The organism is Pseudomonas sp. Lz4W (assembly GCF_000346225.2).
GTDB lineage: Bacteria > Pseudomonadota > Gammaproteobacteria > Pseudomonadales > Pseudomonadaceae > Aquipseudomonas > Aquipseudomonas paraversuta.
Genome location: NZ_CP017432.1, coordinates 3,013,369 through 3,034,755 on the forward strand (window position 1 = coordinate 3,013,369; position 21,387 = coordinate 3,034,755).

Annotated in this window: 10 protein-coding genes; 4 read left to right on the plus strand and 6 right to left on the minus strand. The window is 65.1% G+C overall.

Features of this window, described 5'->3' with window-relative positions:
• Positions 1 to 24: 24 nt before the first annotated feature.
• The 6 genes from B195_RS13645 to B195_RS13670 all read right to left on the minus strand — a co-directional run bounded on the left by B195_RS13645 (position 25) and on the right by B195_RS13670 (position 14,741).
• The gene (locus B195_RS13645; protein WP_003444921.1) at positions 25 to 2,712 is read right to left on the minus strand and encodes an amino acid adenylation domain-containing protein; all 2,688 of its coding nucleotides are present in this window, start codon (positions 2,710 to 2,712) and stop codon (positions 25 to 27) included.
• A gap of 48 nt (positions 2,713 to 2,760) precedes the next feature.
• Positions 2,761 to 5,907 carry an amino acid adenylation domain-containing protein gene (locus B195_RS13650; RefSeq protein ID WP_003444923.1) on the minus strand — a complete coding sequence of 1,049 codons (3,147 nt, stop codon included), beginning with the start codon at positions 5,905 to 5,907 and terminating at the stop codon, positions 2,761 to 2,763.
• 10 nt (positions 5,908 to 5,917) lie between these two features.
• Positions 5,918 to 10,390: a condensation domain-containing protein gene (locus tag B195_RS13655; protein ID WP_003444934.1), complete on the minus strand. Its 4,473-nt coding sequence runs from the start codon at positions 10,388 to 10,390 to the stop codon at positions 5,918 to 5,920.
• A 49-nt stretch (positions 10,391 to 10,439) separates the two neighbouring features.
• Positions 10,440 to 11,420 carry a TauD/TfdA family dioxygenase gene (locus tag B195_RS13660; RefSeq protein WP_003444936.1) on the minus strand — a complete coding sequence of 327 codons (981 nt, stop codon included), beginning with the start codon at positions 11,418 to 11,420 and terminating at the stop codon, positions 10,440 to 10,442.
• A gap of 39 nt (positions 11,421 to 11,459) precedes the next feature.
• Positions 11,460 to 12,218 (minus strand): thioesterase II family protein, encoded by a 759-nt coding sequence (locus tag B195_RS13665; protein ID WP_003444937.1) that lies wholly within the window; start codon positions 12,216 to 12,218, stop codon positions 11,460 to 11,462.
• A gap of 870 nt (positions 12,219 to 13,088) precedes the next feature.
• Positions 13,089 to 14,741 carry a cyclic peptide export ABC transporter gene (locus B195_RS13670; protein ID WP_003444944.1) on the minus strand — a complete coding sequence of 551 codons (1,653 nt, stop codon included), beginning with the start codon at positions 14,739 to 14,741 and terminating at the stop codon, positions 13,089 to 13,091.
• Between the two features lie 193 nt (positions 14,742 to 14,934).
• On the opposite strand from B195_RS13670, the gene B195_RS13675 reads away from it, so the two are divergent.
• The 4 genes from B195_RS13675 to B195_RS13690 all read left to right on the plus strand — a co-directional run bounded on the left by B195_RS13675 (position 14,935) and on the right by B195_RS13690 (position 21,280).
• Positions 14,935 to 15,846 carry an ABC transporter substrate-binding protein gene (locus tag B195_RS13675; RefSeq protein WP_003444946.1) on the plus strand — a complete coding sequence of 304 codons (912 nt, stop codon included), beginning with the start codon at positions 14,935 to 14,937 and terminating at the stop codon, positions 15,844 to 15,846.
• A complete protein-coding gene (gene fhuB / locus B195_RS13680) occupies positions 15,839 to 17,827 on the plus strand; it encodes a Fe(3+)-hydroxamate ABC transporter permease FhuB (protein ID WP_003444948.1) in 1,989 nt (662 codons plus the stop codon). The genes B195_RS13675 and fhuB overlap by 8 nt, the downstream gene beginning before the upstream one ends.
• A 161-nt stretch (positions 17,828 to 17,988) precedes the next feature.
• Positions 17,989 to 19,008: a GNAT family N-acetyltransferase gene (locus tag B195_RS13685; RefSeq protein ID WP_003444950.1), complete on the plus strand. Its 1,020-nt coding sequence runs from the start codon at positions 17,989 to 17,991 to the stop codon at positions 19,006 to 19,008.
• A gap of 100 nt (positions 19,009 to 19,108) precedes the next feature.
• Positions 19,109 to 21,280, plus strand: coding sequence for a TonB-dependent siderophore receptor (locus tag B195_RS13690; protein ID WP_003444952.1), 2,172 nt, complete (start codon positions 19,109 to 19,111; stop codon positions 21,278 to 21,280).
• The last annotated feature ends 107 nt before the right edge of the window (positions 21,281 to 21,387 follow it).

Here is a 21,387-nt window from a genome sequence, read left to right on the forward strand (position 1 = left end):
TTGGCATGGCTCAGCAACAGCGCTTCAATCTCCCCCAGTTCGATACGCAGACCGCGCAATTTGACCTGATGATCGAGACGGCCCAGGTAGTCGATGGCACCGTCGGCGCGCCAGCGTGCCAGGTCGCCACTGCGGTAACATGCGCTCTCCGGGAGCGCCGTAGGGATTGGCGACAAAGCGTTCGGCGGTCAGTGCAGGACGCCCCTGATAACCCCGGGCCAGATTGACTCCGGCGATGTACAGCTCACCTGCCACTCCCACCGGCACAGGATTGAGCTCGGCATCGAGAATATGGATTTGCGTATTGGCGATCGGGCGGCCAATGGGCACGCTGTTGCCGTCTTCGCGGCAGGCCCAGAAAGTGACGTCGATGGCCGCTTCGGTCGGGCCGTAGAGGTTATGCAACTGGCTGGTGGTTTGTCCCAGCACCTGACGCTGCAACTCGGCCGGCAAGGCTTCACCGCTGCAAATGATCCGTTTCAGCGAAGTGCAAAGGGGCAGTTCGCCGGCAGACACAAAGGCCTGCAACATCGACGGCACGAAGTGCAGCGTGGTGATGCCGTGCTCCACAATCAGTTCGCGCAAGGCCTGTGGATCGCGATGGGCACCCGGCGGCGCCATCACCAGTGCCGCGCCGCTGAGCAGCGGCCAGAAGAACTCCCAGACCGAGACGTCGAAGCTGTAGGGGGTTTTTTGCAGCACCCGGTCGCTGGCATTTAATCCGTATTCGGCTTGCATCCATTGCAGGCGATTGAGCAACCCGGCGTGGCGATTACCGACGGCCTTGGGCTTGCCGGTGGAACCCGAGGTATACAGGCAGTACACCAGGTTTTCCGGGGCGATATCGACCCGGGGCGCGGTCTGCGGCTGGGTCGCCAGCGCCAGGTTTTCCAGTGCATGTACCGCTACATCGGCAGCGCCGGACCACTTCTCCAGTATGTGATTCTGGGTCAGCAACAACGGGCTGCCACTGTCGGCCAGCATCCCTTGCAGACGCTCAAGGGGCAGATCCGGGTCCAGGGGCAGGTACGCGCCACCGGCCTTGATCACCCCCAGCAGCGCCACCACCAGTTCCACCGAGCGCTCGGCGCACACCGCCACCGGCACGTCCGGAGCAATGCCCTGGCCTTGCAGCCAGTGGGCCAGCTGATTGGCCCGGGCATCCAGCTCGCCATAGCTCAGTTGCGTGTGGCCATACACCAGTGCCAGGGCATCAGGGGTGGCACGCACCTGTTGCGCAATCAAGGCAGGAAGGTTCGGGTACTCGGGGTAGCGACTCGCTGTCGCGTTCCATGTAGTGAGCTGCGCCTGCTCGCCCGCGTCCAGCAACGGCAGGCTGAACACCGGACGGTCGGGCGCTGCGAGCATGCCCTGCAGCAACTGGCACAGGTGCTGGCCGAGGCGCTCAATGGTCGGGGCGTCGTAGAGCTCAGTCACATACTCCAGACGACAATCGATGGCGTCGGGGCCGGCGATAACATCCAGGGTCAGGTCGAAACGCGCGCTTTCCAGCTCGATATCCAGCACCTCCACCTCCAGCCCCGGCAACTGCAAGGGCTGGGCGTCCCGTGAGTGGCGGAAGTTGAACAGCACCTGGAACAGCGCCGTGTGGCGCAGGTCGCGGGTCAGGTTGAGACCGTCCAGCACGCACTCGAAGGGAAATTCCGAGTGTTCCAGGGCAATCCGGCTTTCATCCCGCAGGCGGCTGCACAGCTCGCGGGTGGTCAGTTGCGGATCGAGCCGGGCGCGATAGACCTGGGTGTTGACGAAGAACCCGACAATCTCCTGGACCTGGGCATGGCTGCGTGCGGCGTTGGGTACACCGACCGCGAAATCGCGCTGGCCGCTGTAGCGCGCCAGCAGTACTTGCCAGGCCCCCAGCAGTAGCACGAAGGGCGAGCAATGTTGCGCCCGGCACCATTCACGCAGCGCCCGGGCCACAGCGTCCGGCAGCCGGAGATCATGGCGCGCGGCCTGCAACCGTGGCGCTGCGCTGCGCGGGCGGTCGCTGGGCAATTCCAGCACCGGCACCTCCTGGCCCAGGTACTGGCGCCAGTAGCCCTGGCCTGCAGCAGCGCCCTGGCCAGCAAAGTGCTGGCGCTGCCAGGTCGCGTAGTCGGCGTACTCCAGGGACAAACCCGGCAACGACCGGTCATTGCCGTCCAGAGCCGCGGCATAGGCCCGGCCCAGGTCGGCGATCAGCAACGGGTTGGACCAGGCATCGGCGACGATGTGGTGCAGGCACAACAGCAACACCGCCCCCTCGCCGTCGCACAACAGGCTGGCCCGCAGCAACGGTGCGCAACCGAGGTCAAACGGCACGCCAACCCGCTGGCGCAGTTCGGCTTGCAGGTCGGCGCCGGCCGCCAGGGTCACGCATTCAAGATGAAAATCCACAGCGGGTTCGATGACCTGCAGCGGCTGCTCATCCACCAGCACGAAGCGGGTGCGCAGGCTGGCATGGCGCTCGATCAGGCGGCGCAAGGCGGCCTCCAGGGCCCCGACATCCGGCCGGCCCTGAATCCGCAGCGCCCGGGCCGAGTTATAGGCCGGGCTCTGTACTTCGTACTGCTGGAGAAACCACAAGCGGCGCTGGGCGAATGACAGCGGCGCCGGCCCCGGCTCGGTGCGCCGGCCCGGCCCGACGGGTGCGGCTGGCGCGTCATCATCAAGTAACAGGGCAAGCAATTGGTCGCGGTCGATATCGGTCATGGTCAATCCAGTGCGGAATAAAAAAAGCCGGCCTCAGCCGGCCTGTTTTCAGTGGGTCGTCAGGCCCCGGGCGGCGCGGGCCTGGGCCAGTAGCTCGGCGCGTTGTTGATCGCTGAGACTGTCGAGCTCGCGGCGCAGGCGAGCGATCTTTTCCAGGCGCAGGGGCTCTGCAAGTTCACCGAGGGCCTCGGCCAGACCGGCGGCACTGGGATGATCGAACACCAGCCCGGGGGCGACTTCGAGCTTGAACATCGTTCGCAGGCGTGCCACCAGCTTGATCACCAGCAGTGAGTGGCCACCGGCCTCAAAGAAGTCGTGGTCCACCCCCAAAGCGTCCGGCGGGCACTCCAGCAATTCGGCCATGGCATCGCGCAGGCAGGCTTGCAGTTCGCTGGTGGGGGCCCGTACCGGTTGCCGGGGTACCTGCTGGCCCGGATCGGCCAAGGCTGAGCGATCGACCTTGCCGTTGGCCAGACGGGGCAGGCTCGGCATGGCCAGCAAGCGCGCCGGGCACAGGGCTTCAGGCAGGCGCGCGGCCAGGGCCCGGGGCAACTGTTCCAGGGCACCCTCAGCGGCATCCTCGTTGAGCACCACATAGGCGATCAGGCTGGCCGCGCCATCGCCGGGCGACCACAGCCGGGCCACAGCCTGTTCGACCCCGGGCAAGGCCAGCAGCGCCGCCTCGATTTCACCCAGCTCGATGCGCTGGCCGCGCAACTTGACCTGCTGGTCCTGACGGCCAACCAGTTGCAGGCCGCCTTCGGCCCGATAGCGGCCCAGGTCGCCGGAGCGATACAGACGCTGCCCCGCCAGGAACGGATCCTCGATAAAGCACTCGGCACTGGCTTGCCCCAGGTAGCCACGGCATAGCTGGGCTCCGCCGATGTACAGCTCACCCAGGGCACCGGTGGGTACCAGTCGCAGGCGCTGGTCCAGCAGGTACACGCGATTGCCGTCAAGGACACGGCTCAGGGGCACCCGCTCATCGCGGTCCGGGGCGTCGGCCCGCAGGGGGTGAAACATCACCCCGACCGTGGTTTCGGTGGGGCCGTAGTGGTTGAACAGGCGCAAGCCCGGCGCCCGCTTCAACAGTTGCTCCACCAGACGTTGCGGCGTGGCTTCGCCCCCCAGGATCAGGGTTTCGGGCAACGGCGGGGTATGTCCTTCGAGCAAGGCCGCCAGGTGCGAAGGCACGAATTTCGCCACGTCCGGTCGTTCCCGAAGCAAAAAGCGGCTGAATGCCGCGCCATCCACAAGATCCTCCGCGGCGGCGATGACCAGCCCGGCGCCGACCTGCCAGGCGCCGAACAGCAAGGTGTGGCCCAGGTCGACGCTTAGCGGACTGGTGAGTGCCAGGCGCATGCCGGCTTGCAGACCGAGGGCTGCGCTGGCCGAGCGGGCGTAGTTGCCCAGCGCGCCGTGCTCCACAAGCACGCCCTTGGGTGCCCCGGTCGAGCCGGACGTAAATAGCAGGTACGCCAGGTGCCGGTCAGTCAGTTGCGGTGCCTGGAACGGCAATTCGGCATCCCTGCCCGCCTGTTCCAGACTGGCGCTCGGCCAGGGGCCACGAGCACTGCTGGACGCCGGATCGCACAGCACCAGTGCCGGTTCGGCGCGGGTCAACAGATCGTGACGGCGCTCCGCCGGCCAGGCCGGTTCCAGCGGCAAGTAGTAAGCCCCGGCCACCAGCACCGCAAGGATATGCAGCACCCCTTGCAACGAGCGCTCGGTCTCGATGGCCACGCATTGCCCCACGCCGACACCCTGCCCTTGCAACCAGCCGGCCATGCGCGTGACGGTCTGCTGCAAGCCGGCATAATCCAGCTGCTGGCGGCCATCGCTGAGGGCCATGGCCTGCGGGGTTTGCCGGGCATGCCGGGCCAGACACTGCGCCAGCCCGTCATTGCTCTGCACCGGCTGCTGCGGGGCCAGGCCCGACAGCCGCTGGCGCTCCTGGGCGCCCACCGGCTCCAGGTCGTCGAGGGTCACGGCGCCATCACCCGGCAGCTGTTGCAGCAGGGTGCGGTACTGCTCCAGCAGCACCTCGATACTGGCGGCGCTGTAGGCCGCGCCATTGGCCTGGATATTCAGGAACAGGGTCTGGCCCCGGACCCGGGCACTCAACAACAATTCGAAGGCCCCCCGGTGCGGATAGGCAAGCACCTGGCGTGGATCGATGTGCGCCTGTTCAAAGACAAACCCCGCCAGCAGCGGCGCGGCGCTGGTGGGCGCCTCGATCGGGCAGTACTCCTGCCAGCCCAGATGATCCCCCAGGCGTTCTTCGGCCTGTTGCAACCATTCGCCGAGATGGCGCGCCGGGTCCAGCTCGACCCGCAACGGCAGGATTTTTTCGAACACCCCCAGGGTGTTCTCGAAGTGGTCGTAGTCGCTGCGGCAATCATGCAACCAGCCAGCGACAAAACCGCGCTGACCGCTCAGGCGCCCCAGCAGCACCCACCACAAGCCTTGCAGCACCAAGTCCAGAGGCTGGCCGAGGAAGTCGGCCAGGGCCAGGGCGCCACCCAGATCCGACAGCGGCACTTCCAGCTGCAGGGTCTGACGCAGCGCCCCTGAGGGCTGCGGGTTGCCGCGCAGGCCCAGATGCAGGGCGTCACCCCGGGCCGGATCAACCCCGGCGTGTTGCCAATAGGCACGGCCCTGGGCAGCGTCTGCATCGGCGGCCATGTCCTGGCGCCATTGCACATAGTGTTCGTAGCCCACTTCGTTGAAGGTCGGCGCCTCACCATTGGCCAGCGCCAATACCTCAGCCACCAGTTGCTCCAGGCTCGGTGGGTCCAGGGCCAGGGCAGCGGCAACGAATTCCAGCTCGACCCCGCCGTTGGCCAGGGTACGCTGGCTGACCGCCAGCACCTCGTCCGGGGCCAGGCTCAAGGCCGCTGCCTGGGTGTCCAGCCCGACCCAGCGTATTGCCCCACCCTGATTGGGCAAGGCCTGACGCCAACCACGCAACCCCGGTACTTGCAGCCAGCAGGCGGCGAGAATCGGCTGGCTCGCCGAATAGCCTTGCAGGGCCGCCTGGATGTCCGCCGGCACCTGTGCCGCAGTCAGCGCCAGGCGCAGTCGATGGCTGCCGGCGTCAGCCCGGGCCGGATCATGGCCGAGCAGGCAGGCACGCTGCTCGGGGCTCAGGGCCAGGGTCTGTGGTGCGGTCAAATCAAGACTCAAATCATTCATCACAGTGTCCTTAAACAGGCAGCCCGGCCGATTGGCCCGAGCGCTCTTCGTTGTCTTGGGCAGCGTCATCGAACACGCTACGGTCGGTCATTTCGCCCATGGCCACGACGATCCGCCGCGGGCCTTCGAACGGGTCCCGGGCGTGGGCCACCAGCATGTTGTCGAGCATCACCACATCCCCGCGCTGCCAGTCAAAGCGCACCGCGCAGGCTTCGTAGAGCTGGCCCAGTTGTTCCATGACCAGGTCATCGATGGGCGTGCCATCACCGAAATACACCTGCCGCGGCATGAACCCGGCACCGACTATGCCCAGCAGGTCGCGGCGCACGTCGGCTTGCAGGCAATAGTCGTGGTGCAGCTGGACCTGGTTGAAAAAGGACTTTTCCCCGGTGTAGGGGTGGCGGATCACTGCCGGGCAAGGGGTGCGGGTCTGCAGGCCGCCATTGGCCAGCCATTCGAACGCCACGCCCTGCTCACGGCAGGTGGCCTCGACCACGGCACGCTGCTCGGTTTTGTAGAAGTCGCGCCAGTCCACATCGAAGCCCGGGGTGAAGGTGCGCACATACAACAGTCCCTTGCGTTCGAAGGTCTCTGCCAGCGCGGCCGGCAAGGCGCGGTACATCGCCCGGCAGTCGACGATAGGTGTGGCACCGCCCACCGGCGATGGCTGCTCGCAGAAGAACCACTGCTTGCGCGGCCAGCGTCGCAGGTGCGCGCTTTCGTTGTGGAACAGGATCATCTGCCGCTCGGGGTATGGCGTGGAGCGGTAGGTATTGCGCCCGCCCTCTTTCTTCGGCAAGTCGCCATAGGCGCCATACAGGCCCGGCTGGATGGCCTCGGCGAAGGCTTCGAAGTCTTGCGCGGTGCTCAGGCCGAAGCCACGGAACAGCAGGCCGGCATGCCGGCGCAGGCTGGTTTCAATGAACTCTCGGTTGAGGCTGGCCCACACGCAGGGGTCGAGATCGGCACTGACTGGCTCGATTACCAGCGGCAACTCGCAGCCGGCATTCAGCGGCGTGCAGCGCACGGCAGCCTCCGCCACCGACGGCGTGCTCGGACGGGCAAAGGACTTCAACTTGTCGCGCCTGGCCTCCAGCCGCGAGCGCCCGCTGACCGGCGCTGCAACCGCGGGCTGCAAGGCGCCGAGGGTCAGGCTGTCGAGGGAACGCTCGGGGTCGGCGAGGATTTGACCCAGCAGGTCGACCCAGGCCTCGACCCAGCAGCGCACCCGCGCCTCATCGAGGATCGCCGTGGCGAATACCCACTCGCCGCCCAGCCCCCGGGCGTTGGGCGTCAGGAACAGGGCCATGTCGAACTTCGAGGTCTGGGCGGGCGCGGCCAGCAGTTCGGCACTCAGCCCCGGCACCGCGAACTGACCCCGGGGCATGCTGTGCAGCACGAACAGCGCCTGCACCAGCGGGTTGCGCTGGCGGGGCACGGCGCTGGCATCGACGATCTGTTCGAAGGGCAAGTCCGCCTGTTCGAACAGGCTCAATGAATCCTCGCTGACCCGGGCCAGCCATTGGTTGAACGATTGCTGCGGGCGCACCCGGGCGCGCAGCGGCACGATGTTGACGAAGAAGCCGATGAGCTGTTCCAGCTCGGTTCGCGGTCGACCGGCGATATCGGTGCCATAGATCAAATCGTCCTGGCCGGTGAGGCGATGCAGCAGCCAGTCGAAAGCCCCCCGCAGGACCATGAACAGGCTGGCGCCGTGGGCACGGCCCAGGGCTTCGAGACGCCCGACCTGTTCGGCGTCGAGCTGGAAGGCCACGCTGGCCCCGCCAGTGTGCGGGGCCGAGGGACGCGCACGGTCAGTGGGCAAGGCCAGTTGCTGCGGGGCGCCGTGCAGATAGTCGGCCCAGAAATCGCGTTCGCGCTGGCGCTCGGCACTGCCGGCCCGGGCGTTCTGCCAGGCCGCATAGTCGCTGTACTGAATACTCAACGGCGCCAGCGCCGACTGGCTGCCGGCCAGTTGCGCCTGATACCCCGCGCCCAGTTCCTGGACCAGCACGCCGAACGACCAGCCATCGCCGATCAGGTGATGCATGCTCAACAGCAAGCGATATTCCTGAGCGCCCAGGCGCAGCAGGGTGGCGCGTAACAGCGGCGCGCGCTGCAGGTCGAACGGCTGCCCCGCCGCTTCGGCCTCGGCCACCGCCAGGGCGGTGGTTTGTTCGCCATCGCGCAGACCACTGAGGTCAAGCACCGGCAAGGCCAGTTCCACCTGACCCGCACAGTGCACCAGGGCCACGCCATCCGGGCCCGGCACAAAGGCACTGCGCAAACTCGCCTGGCGTTGCAGCACACCGGCCAATGCCGCTTGCAGGGCGTCCACCCGCAGCTCGCCACACAGACGCAACTGGGCAACCATGTTGTAGGCCGCCCCGGCCTGCTCCCCGCCCAGCTGCTGGGCCAGCCACAGGCTGCGTTGCACCGGCGACATGGCCTGCGGGCCGCTGACATGCAGCGCCTGCAAGGGTACGCCGGCGGCCAGACGTGGTGCAGCGTCAACCATGGCCGCCAGCCGGGCCAGGGGGCTGGCGGCAAACAGCGCGCTCAGGGGCAATTCGACGTTGAACTCGGTGCGCACCCGCGCCAGGACTTGCACGGCGGCGAGGGAATGCCCGCCTACGGCGAGAAAGATGTCGTCGCGGCTGATCTCGGCGCCTTCCAGCACCTCGGACCAGATCGCCGCCAGACGCTGTTCGGTGTGGCCCAGGGGCGCGACACCTGCCGGCGCGGCCCCACTGCGGCTCAATACGGGCCGGCGATAGACGTGATACGCGCCCAGTTCACCGGTCTCCAGACGCTGGCGGCAGGCCGAGCGTTGCAGCTTGCCGCTGGTGGTCTTGGGCAAGGCCGCCGGCTCGAGCAGGGCAATGACGCTGGCCGGTTCCTGCTGGGTTTCACTGACCACCCGGTCGATGGCTTCGATCAATACTTGAGGGTCGAATTTCTTTTGCACACTGCGCCCGATCTCGGCGGCGATGCCAATGCACTCGCGCCCGTCGACCTGCACCGGAAACGCTGCGACACGGCCCTTGCGCACCGCTTCGACGCCCTGCTCCACGGCTTTTTCGATGTCTTGCGGGTAACGGTTCTGGCCGCGAATGATGATCACATCCTTGGCCCGCGAGGTGATGAACAGACCGCCCTGATGCAGGAACGCCAGGTCGCCGCTACGCAGCCAGCGGCCGTCGGGCAGGTCGAGGAAGGTACGGGCGGTGGCCTCGGGGTTGCGCCAGTAGCCACGGGCCACACTGGGCCCGCGCACCCAGATTTCACCCACGCTGTTTTCAGCCACCGGTTGCAGGGTCTGCGGGTCCATCAGGCGCACCTGATCATCGAACAGCAAACCGCCGCTGCTGACCATTTCGCTGCCGTGCGGGTCAGGGACCACCCGGCCCAGGGCCAATTGCTCATGGTCCACATGCAGGGTGTAGTACGGGCCGCCACGGGTGTTGCTGGTGACCATCAGGGTCGCTTCAGCCAGGCCGTAGCATGGATGTACGGTGGTTGCCGCCAGCCCTGCCGGCGAGAAGCGCTCAACGAAGTCGGCCAGGGTGTCGGCCCGCACCGGTTCGGAACCGCAAAACGCAACCCGCCACTGGCTCAGGTCGAGCTCGGCAAGCAGGCTGTCGCGCACGCTCTCGGTACACAGGCGGAAGGCAAAGTCAGGGCCGCCGCTGAGGGTGCCGCCGTAGCGGTGGATCGCTTCCAGCCAGCGCGCCGGCCGGGCGAGGAAGTGCTGGGTGGTCAGCAACACCAGCGGCACCCCGGCATAGATAGGTTGCAGCATGCCGCCGATCAGGCCCATGTCGTGGTACAGCGGCAGCCAGCTGACAAAGACATCCCCCGGGCGGGTGCCAAAGCCCATTTGCAACAGGCGCTGATTGTCCAGCAGGTTGGCGTGGGTGACTTCGACGCCCTTGGGTTCGGAGGTGGAGCCGGAGGTGTATTGCAGCATGGCGATGGCATCGCCCGGCACGGCACGGGGTTGCCAGGCCCGGGGCGTTTGCGCTTCAAGATCCTGGACGCTGGCCAGGGCTGGCAAGGACGCCAGGGTCAGGCCGTCACGCAGCAACCGGGAAGCGTCGAGGGCAGCATGCTCGCAGAGAATCAACGAGGGCTCGGCATCCATAGCCATGCCTTGCAGGCGTTCGGTGTGGAACTGGCGATTGCGCTCCGGCGGATAGGCCGGCACCGCGATCAGCCCGGCATACAGGCATGCGAAAAAGGCCACTATGTAGTCCGGGCCGTTGGTCAGCAGCAGGAGCACCCGGTCGCCCTCCCCGGCGTGCTGCCCGAGGCAGGCGGCCAGGTGCCGGACCCGGGCATCCAGCTGGGCGTAGGTGTACAGCTCGGTGGTCTGGTTACCGTCACCGAGAAAGCGCAGGGCCAGTTGATCGCCTTGCTGCTCGGCGCGCTGCGCCAGCATCTCGATCAGGGATTGGGGTTGAGGCTGATGTGGGATGGCCATGGGGCGTCCTCCTGCAATCGCAAAAAGTCAGAAAAAAATCGGGGGGTACTCAGCGCACGTCGGCGCCGTGGGGTTCGGCCATGGCCACCACCACTTTGCGTGGCCCCTGAAACGGTGCGCGACCGTGGGCGGTGAGCATGTTGTCGAGCATCAGCACGTCATTGTCCTGCCAGGAAAATTCGACCTGTTCCTGTTGCATCACGCCGCGAATGTCCTCCAGCAGGCTTTCTTCCAGCGGGCTGCCGTCGCCGTAATAGACGTTGCGCGGCAAGTCCTCTTCCTCCACCAGATCGAGCAGGGTTTCGCGCACCTCCTCGGGCAAGTTGGAAACGTGGAACAGGTGCGCCTGGTTGAACCACACCGCGTCGCCGGTGCGCGGATGGGTGGCCACCGCCTGGCAAACCTGGCGCGTGCGCAGGCCGCCGTCGTCTTTCCACTCCAGGCTGATGCCGTGGGCCTCGCAGTAGGCGTGCACGACAGCGCGGTCCTGGGTGTTGAATACCTGCTCCCAGGACACGTCCAGGCCGTTGCCGTAGTTGCGGGTGTACATCAGGCCTTTGCTGGCGAAGCGCTGGCGAATCTGTTCACCGACCCGGCGATAAATTGCCCGGCTGTCACCAATCGGCGTGGCACCGCCTACGGGAGATGCCTGCTGGCAGAAGAACCAGATTTTCATTGGCCAGTCCCGGGTGTAGGCCTGTTCGTTATGCAGCGGGATGTGCTGGTGCGGCGGATATTCGGTAGAGGTGTAGATGCCGGCGGTGACGTTGCTGCGCGGCGTGGAACCGAACTCGTAGGTCAGCAGGTCCGAACCGAAGCCGGTGGCGAAAGAGCGAAAGCGCTCGGCGGTCTGCACCTCGAAGCCGCGCAGCAATACGCCACCGGCGACCAGCAGTTGCTGCTCGATCAGCGCCCGCAGCGCGGGCAGGCAGACCGCCAGTTCAAGACCGGGCTCGCGGGCTTCAATCAGCAGCGGCAAGGGGGTATCGGCATGGCGCAGGGGCCGGATATCGAAGCGTGAATCAAGCATGGAAGACTCCGCGAAAAAAGGACGGCGGTACGACCCGGATCAACCCAGGGCGCGCAATGAAGGGAGCGAGAGACGCGATGCCTGCTGGCGTAGATCCAGGCACAGCGCGAGCAGGCGCTGGAGGAACTCGGCGCGCTGGCGATGCAGGAAAAAGTGCCCGCCGTCGCAGATCTGCAAATGGAACGGCCCGCTGCATTCGGCTTCCCAGGCCGCCAGGGCACTGACGGCGACACTGTCGTCACGCCCGCCGAACACATGCAGGGCGCAAGGCAAAGGCCCACGGCGCGGCGGCTGATAGCGGTCACCGAGGAGGAAATCCGCGCGCAGCACCGGCAGCACCATGGCCAGCAATTGCGGATCGTCGAGTACTGCACGGGGTGTACCGTCGAGGCGCAGCAACTCGGCGATCAGTTCGGCATCGGTCATGGGTTGCGCATCGGGATTACCGTCGCGCTGCCCGGGGGCGGTACTGGCCACGGCGATCAGGGCTTCGGGCGGTTCGAGCCCCAGAGCGACCAGGGCGTGGGCCACCTCCAGGGCCACCACGCCGCCGACGCTATGGCCGAGCATCAGGTAAGGGCCGTTGATCATCGGCGCCAGTTCGGCCGCCAGGCTGGCGGCGAGGACGGGCATATCCACCTGCAACGGTTCATCGCCACGGCCCCCGTGGCCGGGCAGTTCGACCGGCTGCACATCGAGCCATGCCGGCAATACAGCCCGCCACGGGGCGAAGGCCATGGCACTCGCGCCGGAACAGGCGAAGCAGAACAGGCGGATGCGATCGGGGGCGACGGACACTGCGGATCTCCTTAAAAGCAGTCGACAAGCCGGACCGGCCTTGCCTGGAACACTGCTAATAAGAACGAAAGAAATACCTGGGGAATTAACTGTCTTTGATAAATATTGTTATTTGCAGGGCACCAGACCTGGCCTGGTCTGTAGTTGCTGGTGAGCTGTGCGAGGCGGCGATCGGGCAAAGCCCGCAACCCCTCAAACCGTGGTGTATCTGACACACTGCGGGGCGCGACTACAGGATCTGCTTTTGATCTTGATCTTGATCTTAATCTTGATCTTGATCTTGATCTTCAAGCCCCTTCGGGAGGCCGTACGCCGGGGCAAGGCCTTTTTGGTTCCTTTTGTGGCTGTTTGACAAAAGGGACTCGCCGTAAGGGCGAAACCCGTAGAAAGCCGTGATACATCAAACGGATATGTACGCGGTATTCCAGCTGCTTGAACTAAGTACATATCCGTTCAATGCGCAACGGCGATTTACGGGTTTCGCCCTTACGGCGAGGTACTTTTGGCAAACGCCGAGTGTCGGACCATCCCAAAAATACCCAAAAGGTCTGCGCCCTACCATACGGCCGAGCTCGCCTAGGCTCGCCCGGTACCCTCTCTCCGGCGCTGTTGTGGGGGCACGCCGTGACGGGCCATCCATGGCACGGCACGGCTGGCTCGGCGTCCTGCCTCGCCACCCCCACAACAGCACCTGCGTTCGGCCTCCTGTGATGGGCATCCACGTCGTTTCGACTATCGAGTGGCTGCAGGGACATCGTTTTCAAAAGCAAAAAGCAAACATCAAAACAGCGACTACAGGACTCTTCGGGAACATTGTGCAGTCGTTGACGAGCCCTACGAAGCTGCGATCGGGCAACGCCCGTAACCCCCTCACCCGCGGTGTACCTGACACACCTCAGGACTCGACTGGCGACTACTGGAGCTGACAATCTGCCCACGCTCAAGCTTGATCAACTGATCGGCCAGATGGAAATAACGGTCATCGTGGGAGATGACCAGCAACGTCTTACCCTGGGCCCGCAACTCAGGCAGCAGTTCGCAATAGAACACCTCACGGAACGCCGGGTCCTGGTCTGCCGCCCATTCGTCAAAGATGATCACCGGCCGCCCTTCGAGACAGGCAACGATCAACGCCAGGCGCTTGCGCTGGCCCTGGGACAGTTCACGGGTGGAAAACGAACCATTGCTGACGCTGACTTTGTGCTCCAGGTGCAGCTTGGCCAGCCAATCAGATGCCTGGCTGTCGAGGCTGGAATCCGGCGCTTCGAGCAGGGTGTCGAACAGGTGGAAGTCCGAGAATACCGCCGAAAACAGCTGGCGATAATCGTCCCGCCCGTCCGCCGCCACAGGTCGGCCATCGACCCGCACTTCGCCACTTTCCGGCACGTACAGGCCGGCAATCAGCTTGGCCAGGGTGGTCTTGCCGCTGCCGTTGCCTCCGACCAGGAAGGTAATCTCGCCAGGCTTGAGGGTCAGCGTGACCGGGCCAAGGGTAAAAACTTCATCCTCGCGCTCACTGAAATAACCATGGGTCAAACCATCCAGTTCAAGGGTAACGCCCTTGGCCTGCACCGCAGGCGCCGGCGTTTGCGAGCGGGCTTCGGCTTCCAGTTGCGCAAGGGTCGCTTCAATCCGTGCGCTGGCGACCCGTGCCTGACTCATCTGCGGCAGGTTCAGCAGCACGCCTTCCAGAGGGCCCATCATGTACAGGAAAACCATCACGTAGCCGGTGATCACCGCCGTGTCGGAAGGCACCCACAGGCGCAGGAACAGCACCACACCAATCAGCACCAGAAACAGCAAACGCCCCCAGCCACCGGTAATGGCGAACAGCATCAGGCCCTTGGCCCGGTTGCGGCGCACTTGCTCGACAGCGCTGACCAGTACTTCATCGAGAAAACGCCGGGCCTTGGAGCGGTTGAGTTTGAGTTCCTTGGCCCCCGAGACCATGGCGTCGAAATGACCGAAGAGTTCGTCCTGGCTGGCACCGGCCTTGCGGAAGTACTGCAGCATGTGGGAATGGCACAGGTGGTAGCCCAGGGAGCCAAGGCCGATGGCCAACACCGAAACCAGAAAGATCACCCACGACAGGTATGCCAGGTAGCCCAGGCAACCGAGTACCACCACGGCACTGGTCACCAGCATCGGGAAGCCGGTAAAGAAGTTCGACAAAGTGGTGGTGTCGTCGGCCAGGGCCGCCTGGATACGTCCACGTCCGGCCTTTTCCAGCCCGCGCAGGGGCGCCGCAACCACGTGCCGTGAAATGTGCATGCGCAGGGTGGCCAGGCCTTGTTGACTGAGGTAGGCGAACAACGCCCTAGACAGCACCTGGCTGCCCATCACCAGGGCTATCACCAGCACGAAGGGCAGCGCATAGCTGGCCAGGCCGTCCAGTGGAGCATTCAGGGCCTGATTGATCAGCGCCACCAGCAACACGTTGGCCAGACCGCAGACCAGGCTCGCGCCAATGGCCACGGCCAGCCGTGTGTGCGAGGTGCGAACCAGCATACCGAACAATGACATGGTGTCTCCTTGGGGGTCGGCTGGCGCAGGCCGTCACGCCGCCGCCATCGATAAATTGGGTTCCCGGAATAGACGAAGCCTGTGGCGGATTCTTTAGGACGCGGCATTATTGCAGGTATTGGGAATTAGGTGCTGTTGCTATAGACTCTCATTCTCGCCTGAGGGCGACCTGTCTGCTTCGGAGTCTGTTGCAATGCCCATTACCCGCCGTCGGGCCCTGACCGGCCTCGCATTGTTGCCGGTCGCGCTGTGCGGCTTGCCTGTGGTCCGCGCTGGCGATCCGACACTGCCGAAAGTCGATATTGTCAGTTTCGAGCCTGCCCTTACCGAAAGCCTGCTCGGCCTCGGCGTGGCGCCCCGGGCGGTGGTCAACGCCGGGTATTATCGCGAGTTCGTCGCCAGCCCGGAATTGCCCGACGATGTGCTGGATCTGGGCCCGAGCATCGAGCCCAATCTGGAGTACCTGCAACGCTTGGCGCCGGAGCTGATCATCGGCACCTCCTGGCAGCTGGAAGGCACCTTGCTCTCGCGTATCGCGCCGTTGCGCAGCTTCGATATCTATAGCGCGAACGCCCAGCCCTATCGCAATGCCGGCCAGGTAGTGCTGGAGCTCGGCGCTCTGGTGAACCGGCGCGCCGAGGCCCAGGCATTGCTGGAACAGACCGACCGCCTGCTCGAGCAGTTGCGCGTCAGGCTGGCACCGGTCAGCCAGCGCCCGGTGTACATCGCGCGCCTCAACCCGGACGGTCGCCACCTGTTGCTGTTCGGTGCCAAGGGCATGTATCAGGCCGTACTCGAGCGCCTGGGTCTGCGCAATGCCTATCAGGGCCGCACCAATGCCTGGGGCGGCAGCCCCGCGGTGGGCATCGAGACACTGCTTGAGCAACCCGACGCATCGCTGCTGTATTACACCAACCCCCGCGAAGCTCTGGCCGCCCAGCGCCGGCTGGACAACAGTCCGATCTGGCGCGCTTTGCCGATGATCCGCGAAGGCCGCGCCCTGGGGCTGCCACGGTTCTACCCCAGTGGCGGGTTGCTGACCGCGCAGCGCCTGGCCCTGTCCATCACCGAACAACTGCTCGCCATGGAATCCAACCGTGCCTGAACCCACTTCACCCCTGCGCCGGCAACCGGTCTGGCTGGCCCTCGGTCTGCTATTGATCGCCCTGGCCCTGAGCGTCCACCAGGGCAATTCGCTGTTGGCCCATGTTTCATGGAGCACTGCCATCGGCCCGGCGTCGCCCGAGGATCTGCCCGCCCTGCTGGTGCGCTACAGCTTTTTGCCACGGCTGGTGATCAGCCTGCTGGTGGGCGCGGCCCTGGCCCTGGCCGGGGTGATATTCCAGCAAGTGCTGCGCAACCCCATTGCCGAACCGACCACCCTGGGCGTGGCTTCCGGTGCCTACCTGGCCCTTTCCGCCTGCGCAATCTATGCCCCGGGCCTGCTGGACGGCGGCCAGGAAGGCGTGGCCCTGGCCGGTGCCGCCCTGGGCATGCTCGCGGTGCTGGGCCTGGCCTGGAGCCGGCGCCTGTCGCCGGTGGCGCTGATTCTCTCGGGGCTGATCATCAACCTGTATTGCGGGACCCTGAGCACCTTGCTGGTGCTGGCCAACCATGAAGTCTTGAGCAATCTGTTCATCTGGCAATCGGGCTCGCTGAACCAGAACAGCTGGCAGGATGTGTATCATCTGGCGCCACGCCTTGGGGTGGCTGCACTGCTCGCCGCACTGCTGGCCCGGCCGCTGCAACTGCTGGGCCTCAACGATGCAGCGGCCGGCAGCCTGGGCCTGTCGCCCAACCGCCTGCGCCTGATGGCCCTGGCCGTGGCCGTGGCCTTGAGTGCCAGCGCCATCGCCAGTGTCGGGGTGATAGGTTTTGTCGGCCTGGCCGCTCCCGCCCTGGCCCGCCTGGCCGGCGCCCGCACCCTGCGCCAGCGTTTGCTCTGGGCACCCTTGTTCGGGGCCTTGCTGCTGCTATTGGCCGACCAGGTGGTTCAGGCGTTGGCGCCGCTGCTGGGGGGCGAGATCCCCACCGGCATCCTCACTGCGTTCCTTGGTGCGCCACTGCTGCTGGTGCTGCTGAGCCGCCTGCATGAAACCCGCCTCAACCCGCCAGCCGCCCGCGCAACCGCTCAGGTCGCCCGGCTCAAACGCACCAGCTGGATATTGCTCGCAGTGCTGGCCATTGCCCTGTTCCTTGCGCTGACCTGGGGCCGCGGGCCGGATGGCTGGTATTTCAGCAGCGGCGCCGAGTTCGACGCCCTGCTGCCATGGCGCGCGCCCCGGGTTGCCGCGGCCTTTGGCGCCGGCATCCTGCTGGCCCTGGCCGGGACCTTGATGCAACGCATGACCGGTAACCCCATGGCCAGTCCGGAGATGCTCGGCGTGAGTTCCGGCGCCGCACTGGGCGGCATTTTTGCCCTGCTGCTGGTGCCCGGCTTCAGCCCTTTGCTGTTGTTGCTGTCGGCCACCTTTGGCGCCCTGCTCGCCTTGCTGGCCATCGTCGCCCTGAGCTGGCGCAGCGCCTTCGCCCCCGACCGCATGCTGCTCACCGGCGTGGCCCTGAGCACATTGCTCAACGCCTTTGCCGCGCTGTTCATGGTCAGCGGCGATTCCCGGGTACTGCTGATGCTCAGCTGGATGACCGGCTCAACCTATCGCATAGACGCCAGCCAGGCAGTGATCATCTGCGCCCTGGCCGCGCTGTTCCTGCTGGTCACGCCGTTGTGCAACCGCTGGCTGGCGATCATGCCGCTGGGCGCCGAACGCACCCGGGCGCTGGGGATTTCCCTGGGCGGCAGCCGTCTGCTGTTGTTGCTGCTGACCGCGGTGATGACCGCGGCGGCCACCCTGGTGGTCGGGCCGCTGAGTTTCGTCGGCCTGATCGCGCCGCACATGGCGCGCCTGCTGGGCGCACAACGGCCGGTCGCACAATTGCTGCTTTCGGCCCTGCTGGGCGGCACGCTGCTGGTGCTGGCCGACTGGCTGGGGCGCAACCTGGTGTTCCCGTGGCAGATCCCCGCCGGGATGTTCGCCACCTTCATCGGCGGCCCGTATTTCATGTGGTTGCTGGCGCGCAAGCGCTGATCCGGAGCAGGACAGAATCCGTCAAGAAATAAAATCTAAATAGTTCCGATTCCCATTCGTTACAGTTTTACCTAAGCTTCGCCTGCACCAACTGCGCCGGCCACTGCCGGTCAGTTGTTTTCGGGCCGGCATACGCGAGAAAACACTAACGGAGAAGCATCATGACCACGCCTAACTTCACCCTTCTTCTGGCTGACGGCCGCAGCGTGATCGCCCGGGTGGCGGACGATGGTAACGCCAGCCTGACCATCGAGGGTGTTGCCCCGGTGTATTTCCGCCGCCAGGATGCCCATGTGCAACTGGAAAGCCTGCCCGAAGCGTTCCCGGTCAGTGGTCTGCTGGCACTGCTGGGCCAGGTCTTCTGCAATTCGTCCCGCGTCCCGCTGCTGGAAGTCAGTGCCCCGCTCTCCCTCGACCGCGCACGGGATGCCATACGCCAGGGGGTGTTCGACACCCTGCTCGGTCATGACGGCCATACCGCACGCCTGGCCTGCTCGCGCAGCAGTTTCTGGCAACACCCGCTGCCCTGGCTTACTACCAGTTCCGCCGCCGGCATGCCGCTGCGCTACACCTTCAGCGGGGAAAAGCGCCACCCGCAGCGGCCACCCATTCCCCACGGCGAGGTCTATCGCCGCGAACTGCCCGGCCTGAACACCACCTTCAGCTTGCGCACCGTGGACATCGGTCTGGACCTGGAGCGTTTCAACCGCTGGATGAACCTGGAGCAGGTCGCGTTCTTCTGGGAGCAGACCGGCAGCCTGGATGAACATGCCGCGTACCTGCAACAGATGCTGGATGACCCGCGGGTGCTGCCACTGATCGGCAGCTACAACGACGAGCCGTTTGCCTATTTCGAGATCTACTGGTGCAAGGAAGACCGCATCGCCCCCTATTACGATGCACAGGACCACGACCGCGGCTGGCACGTGGTGGTCGGCGAGAGCAAGCACCAGAGCGCCGGCAAGCTCAAGGGCTGGTTCCGCTCGCTGATGCACTACATGTTCATCGACGAGCCGCGCACCCAGCGCATCCTCGGCGAACCGCGGATCGACCATACCCGGCAGATCGGTTTCCTTGAGTCCCAGGGTTTCGGCAGGCTCAAGACCATCACCCTGCCCCACAAGAAAGCCGCCCTGCTGCGCCTTGAACGCGAGACGTTCTTCGACGACTACCACCCCTGATCCATCGTATTTGGCCGCACGCTGCCTGATGGGGATCGGGTAGCGCGCGGCCTGCCCTTAATCAACTAAAAAAATAATCACTTCTCACTCCGGAACCTCCATGCACGCAAAAAACCTCTTCGCCTACCATCCCTTGGCGCTGGCCCTGTGTCTCAGTGGCCTGCCACTGAGCACCGCCTTCGCCGCCGAGCAACCCGCTACCGCAACGCCCGGAGGCGCGCTGATGCTGGAAGAAACCAGCATCAATGCCAAAGCCGTCGAGAACCCCACCGGCCATGTCAGCGGCCCGGTGGCGATGCGCAGCACCAGCGCCAGCAAAACCGACGCGGCGATCAAGGAAATCCCGCAGTCGGTGTCGATCATCACCCGCGATGAAATGGACCAACGCAAGGCCGATACCCTGGCCGAAGTCCTGAGCTTCACCCCGGGGGTGATTACCCAGCCGGGGGGGTTCAGCCGTGTGGGCGATGACTTCGTGATCCGTGGTTTCAACGTGGGCTCGGGCACCGGCGGTATTCTGCGCGACGGCATGAAACTGCAAGGCAGCGTGTATGACGGCGGCATCGAACCCTACGGCCTGGAGCGCGTGGAAGTGGTCAAGGGCGCGTCTTCAGTGCTGTACGGCCAACTGTCGCCGGGCGGCCTGATCAACACCATCACCAAGCGCCCGACCGATGTCCCGCTGCATGAAGTCAACGTCGAATACGGCAGCCATGCGCGCAAGCAGTACAGCTTCGACCTGGGCGGCCCGCTGGACGACCAGGGGCAGTTTTCCTACCGCCTCACGGGCCTGTGGCGCGACAGTGACACCCAGACCGTCGACGCTCCCGATGACCGTCGCTACATCGCGCCGGCCTTCACCTGGCGTCCGGACGAGGACACCTCCCTGACCTTCCTCGCCAGCTACCAGGAAACCCGCACCAGCTTCGCGCCGCCGCTGGACTACGACCTGACGACGTCATCCAGCACCCTTTACCCCAAGGTCGACCGCGATTTGTTCACCGGCGAGCGCGGCTTCGATCACTACAACAACTACTCGACCACCATCGGCTACCTGTTCGAGCACAGCTTCACCCCTGACCTGAAAATCCTGCATTCGCTGCGCCACTTCGATGCAAACCTGAGCTGGGACTACATGCAAATTGCCGATACCGGCAGCGCCGCCTTGCGCAATCAGGGACTGCTGGCCCGCAGGGCGAGCATCCGCCGTGAGCACTCCGAAGGCTGGACCAGCGACAATAACGTGCAATGGACCCTCAACAGCGGCCGCTGGCAGCACACTCTGCTGGCCGGGGTGGATTACTACCACAAGACCTACGACTCGCATCGCTATGCTGGCGCCACTTCGCTGTTCAACCCGGACGCACCGGTGTACGACGCACCGACCACCATTACCTCGGCCGATAGCGGATCGGACCTGCACAGTTCGCAGACCGGTCTTTACCTCCAGGATCAGATCAAGTTCGACGACAAGTGGATTCTGGTCCTGGGCGGTCGCCAGGACTGGGCCGAGAGCCGAACCTATGCCAATGCCACCGGCAAGCGCACGCCACGGGAAGACAAGAAAGCCACTGGCCGCATAGGCCTGGTGTATGAAGCAGACAATGGCCTGGCGCCCTACATCAGCTGGAGCCAGTCGTTCTTGCCGGCCAACGTGTTCAACGCCAACGCCGACACCTCGTTCGAGCCAACCGAAGGCGAACAGTACGAAATGGGTGTGCGCTACACCCCGCCAGGCATGAATGCGCTGTTGACCGCCGCGGTGTACGACCTCAAGCAGAAAAACTCCCTGAGCACCGACCTCACCGGCAACACCGTGCAGTTCGGTGAGACCCGCTCCCGGGGTGTCGAGCTGGAGGCAAAAGCCGAGATCACCGCCAACCTCAGCACCACCGCCTCCTATACCTACACCGATGCCAAGATTACCGAAGACTCCGTGGCCAGCCGGGTCGGTACCCGCATCGACGGCGTGCCTTACCACATGGCCAGCCTGTGGGCCGACTATCGCCTGAGCGCCCTGGGTCTGCCCAAGGTCGTGCTCGGCGGTGGCGCCCGCTACATGGGCACCAGCCGCACCTCCAGCTCGGACCTGGACGAGAAGGTTGACGCCTACACCCTGTTCGACGCGAAAGTCAGCTACGAAGTCGACGACAACTGGACCGTGGCCATGAAGGCGCAAAACCTGTCCAATGAGAAGTACCTGTTCTGCAACGTTTCTTGCCGATATGGCGACGAGCGCACGTTGATCGGTTCGGTCAACTACCGCTGGTAAACGAGGTACCGCATTCTGTAGGAGCGAGCTTGCTCGCGAGCTGTGTGCGTATGGCAAAGCTCGCGAGACAAGCTCGCTCCTACAGGAGGATCGGGTGTTGGATATGC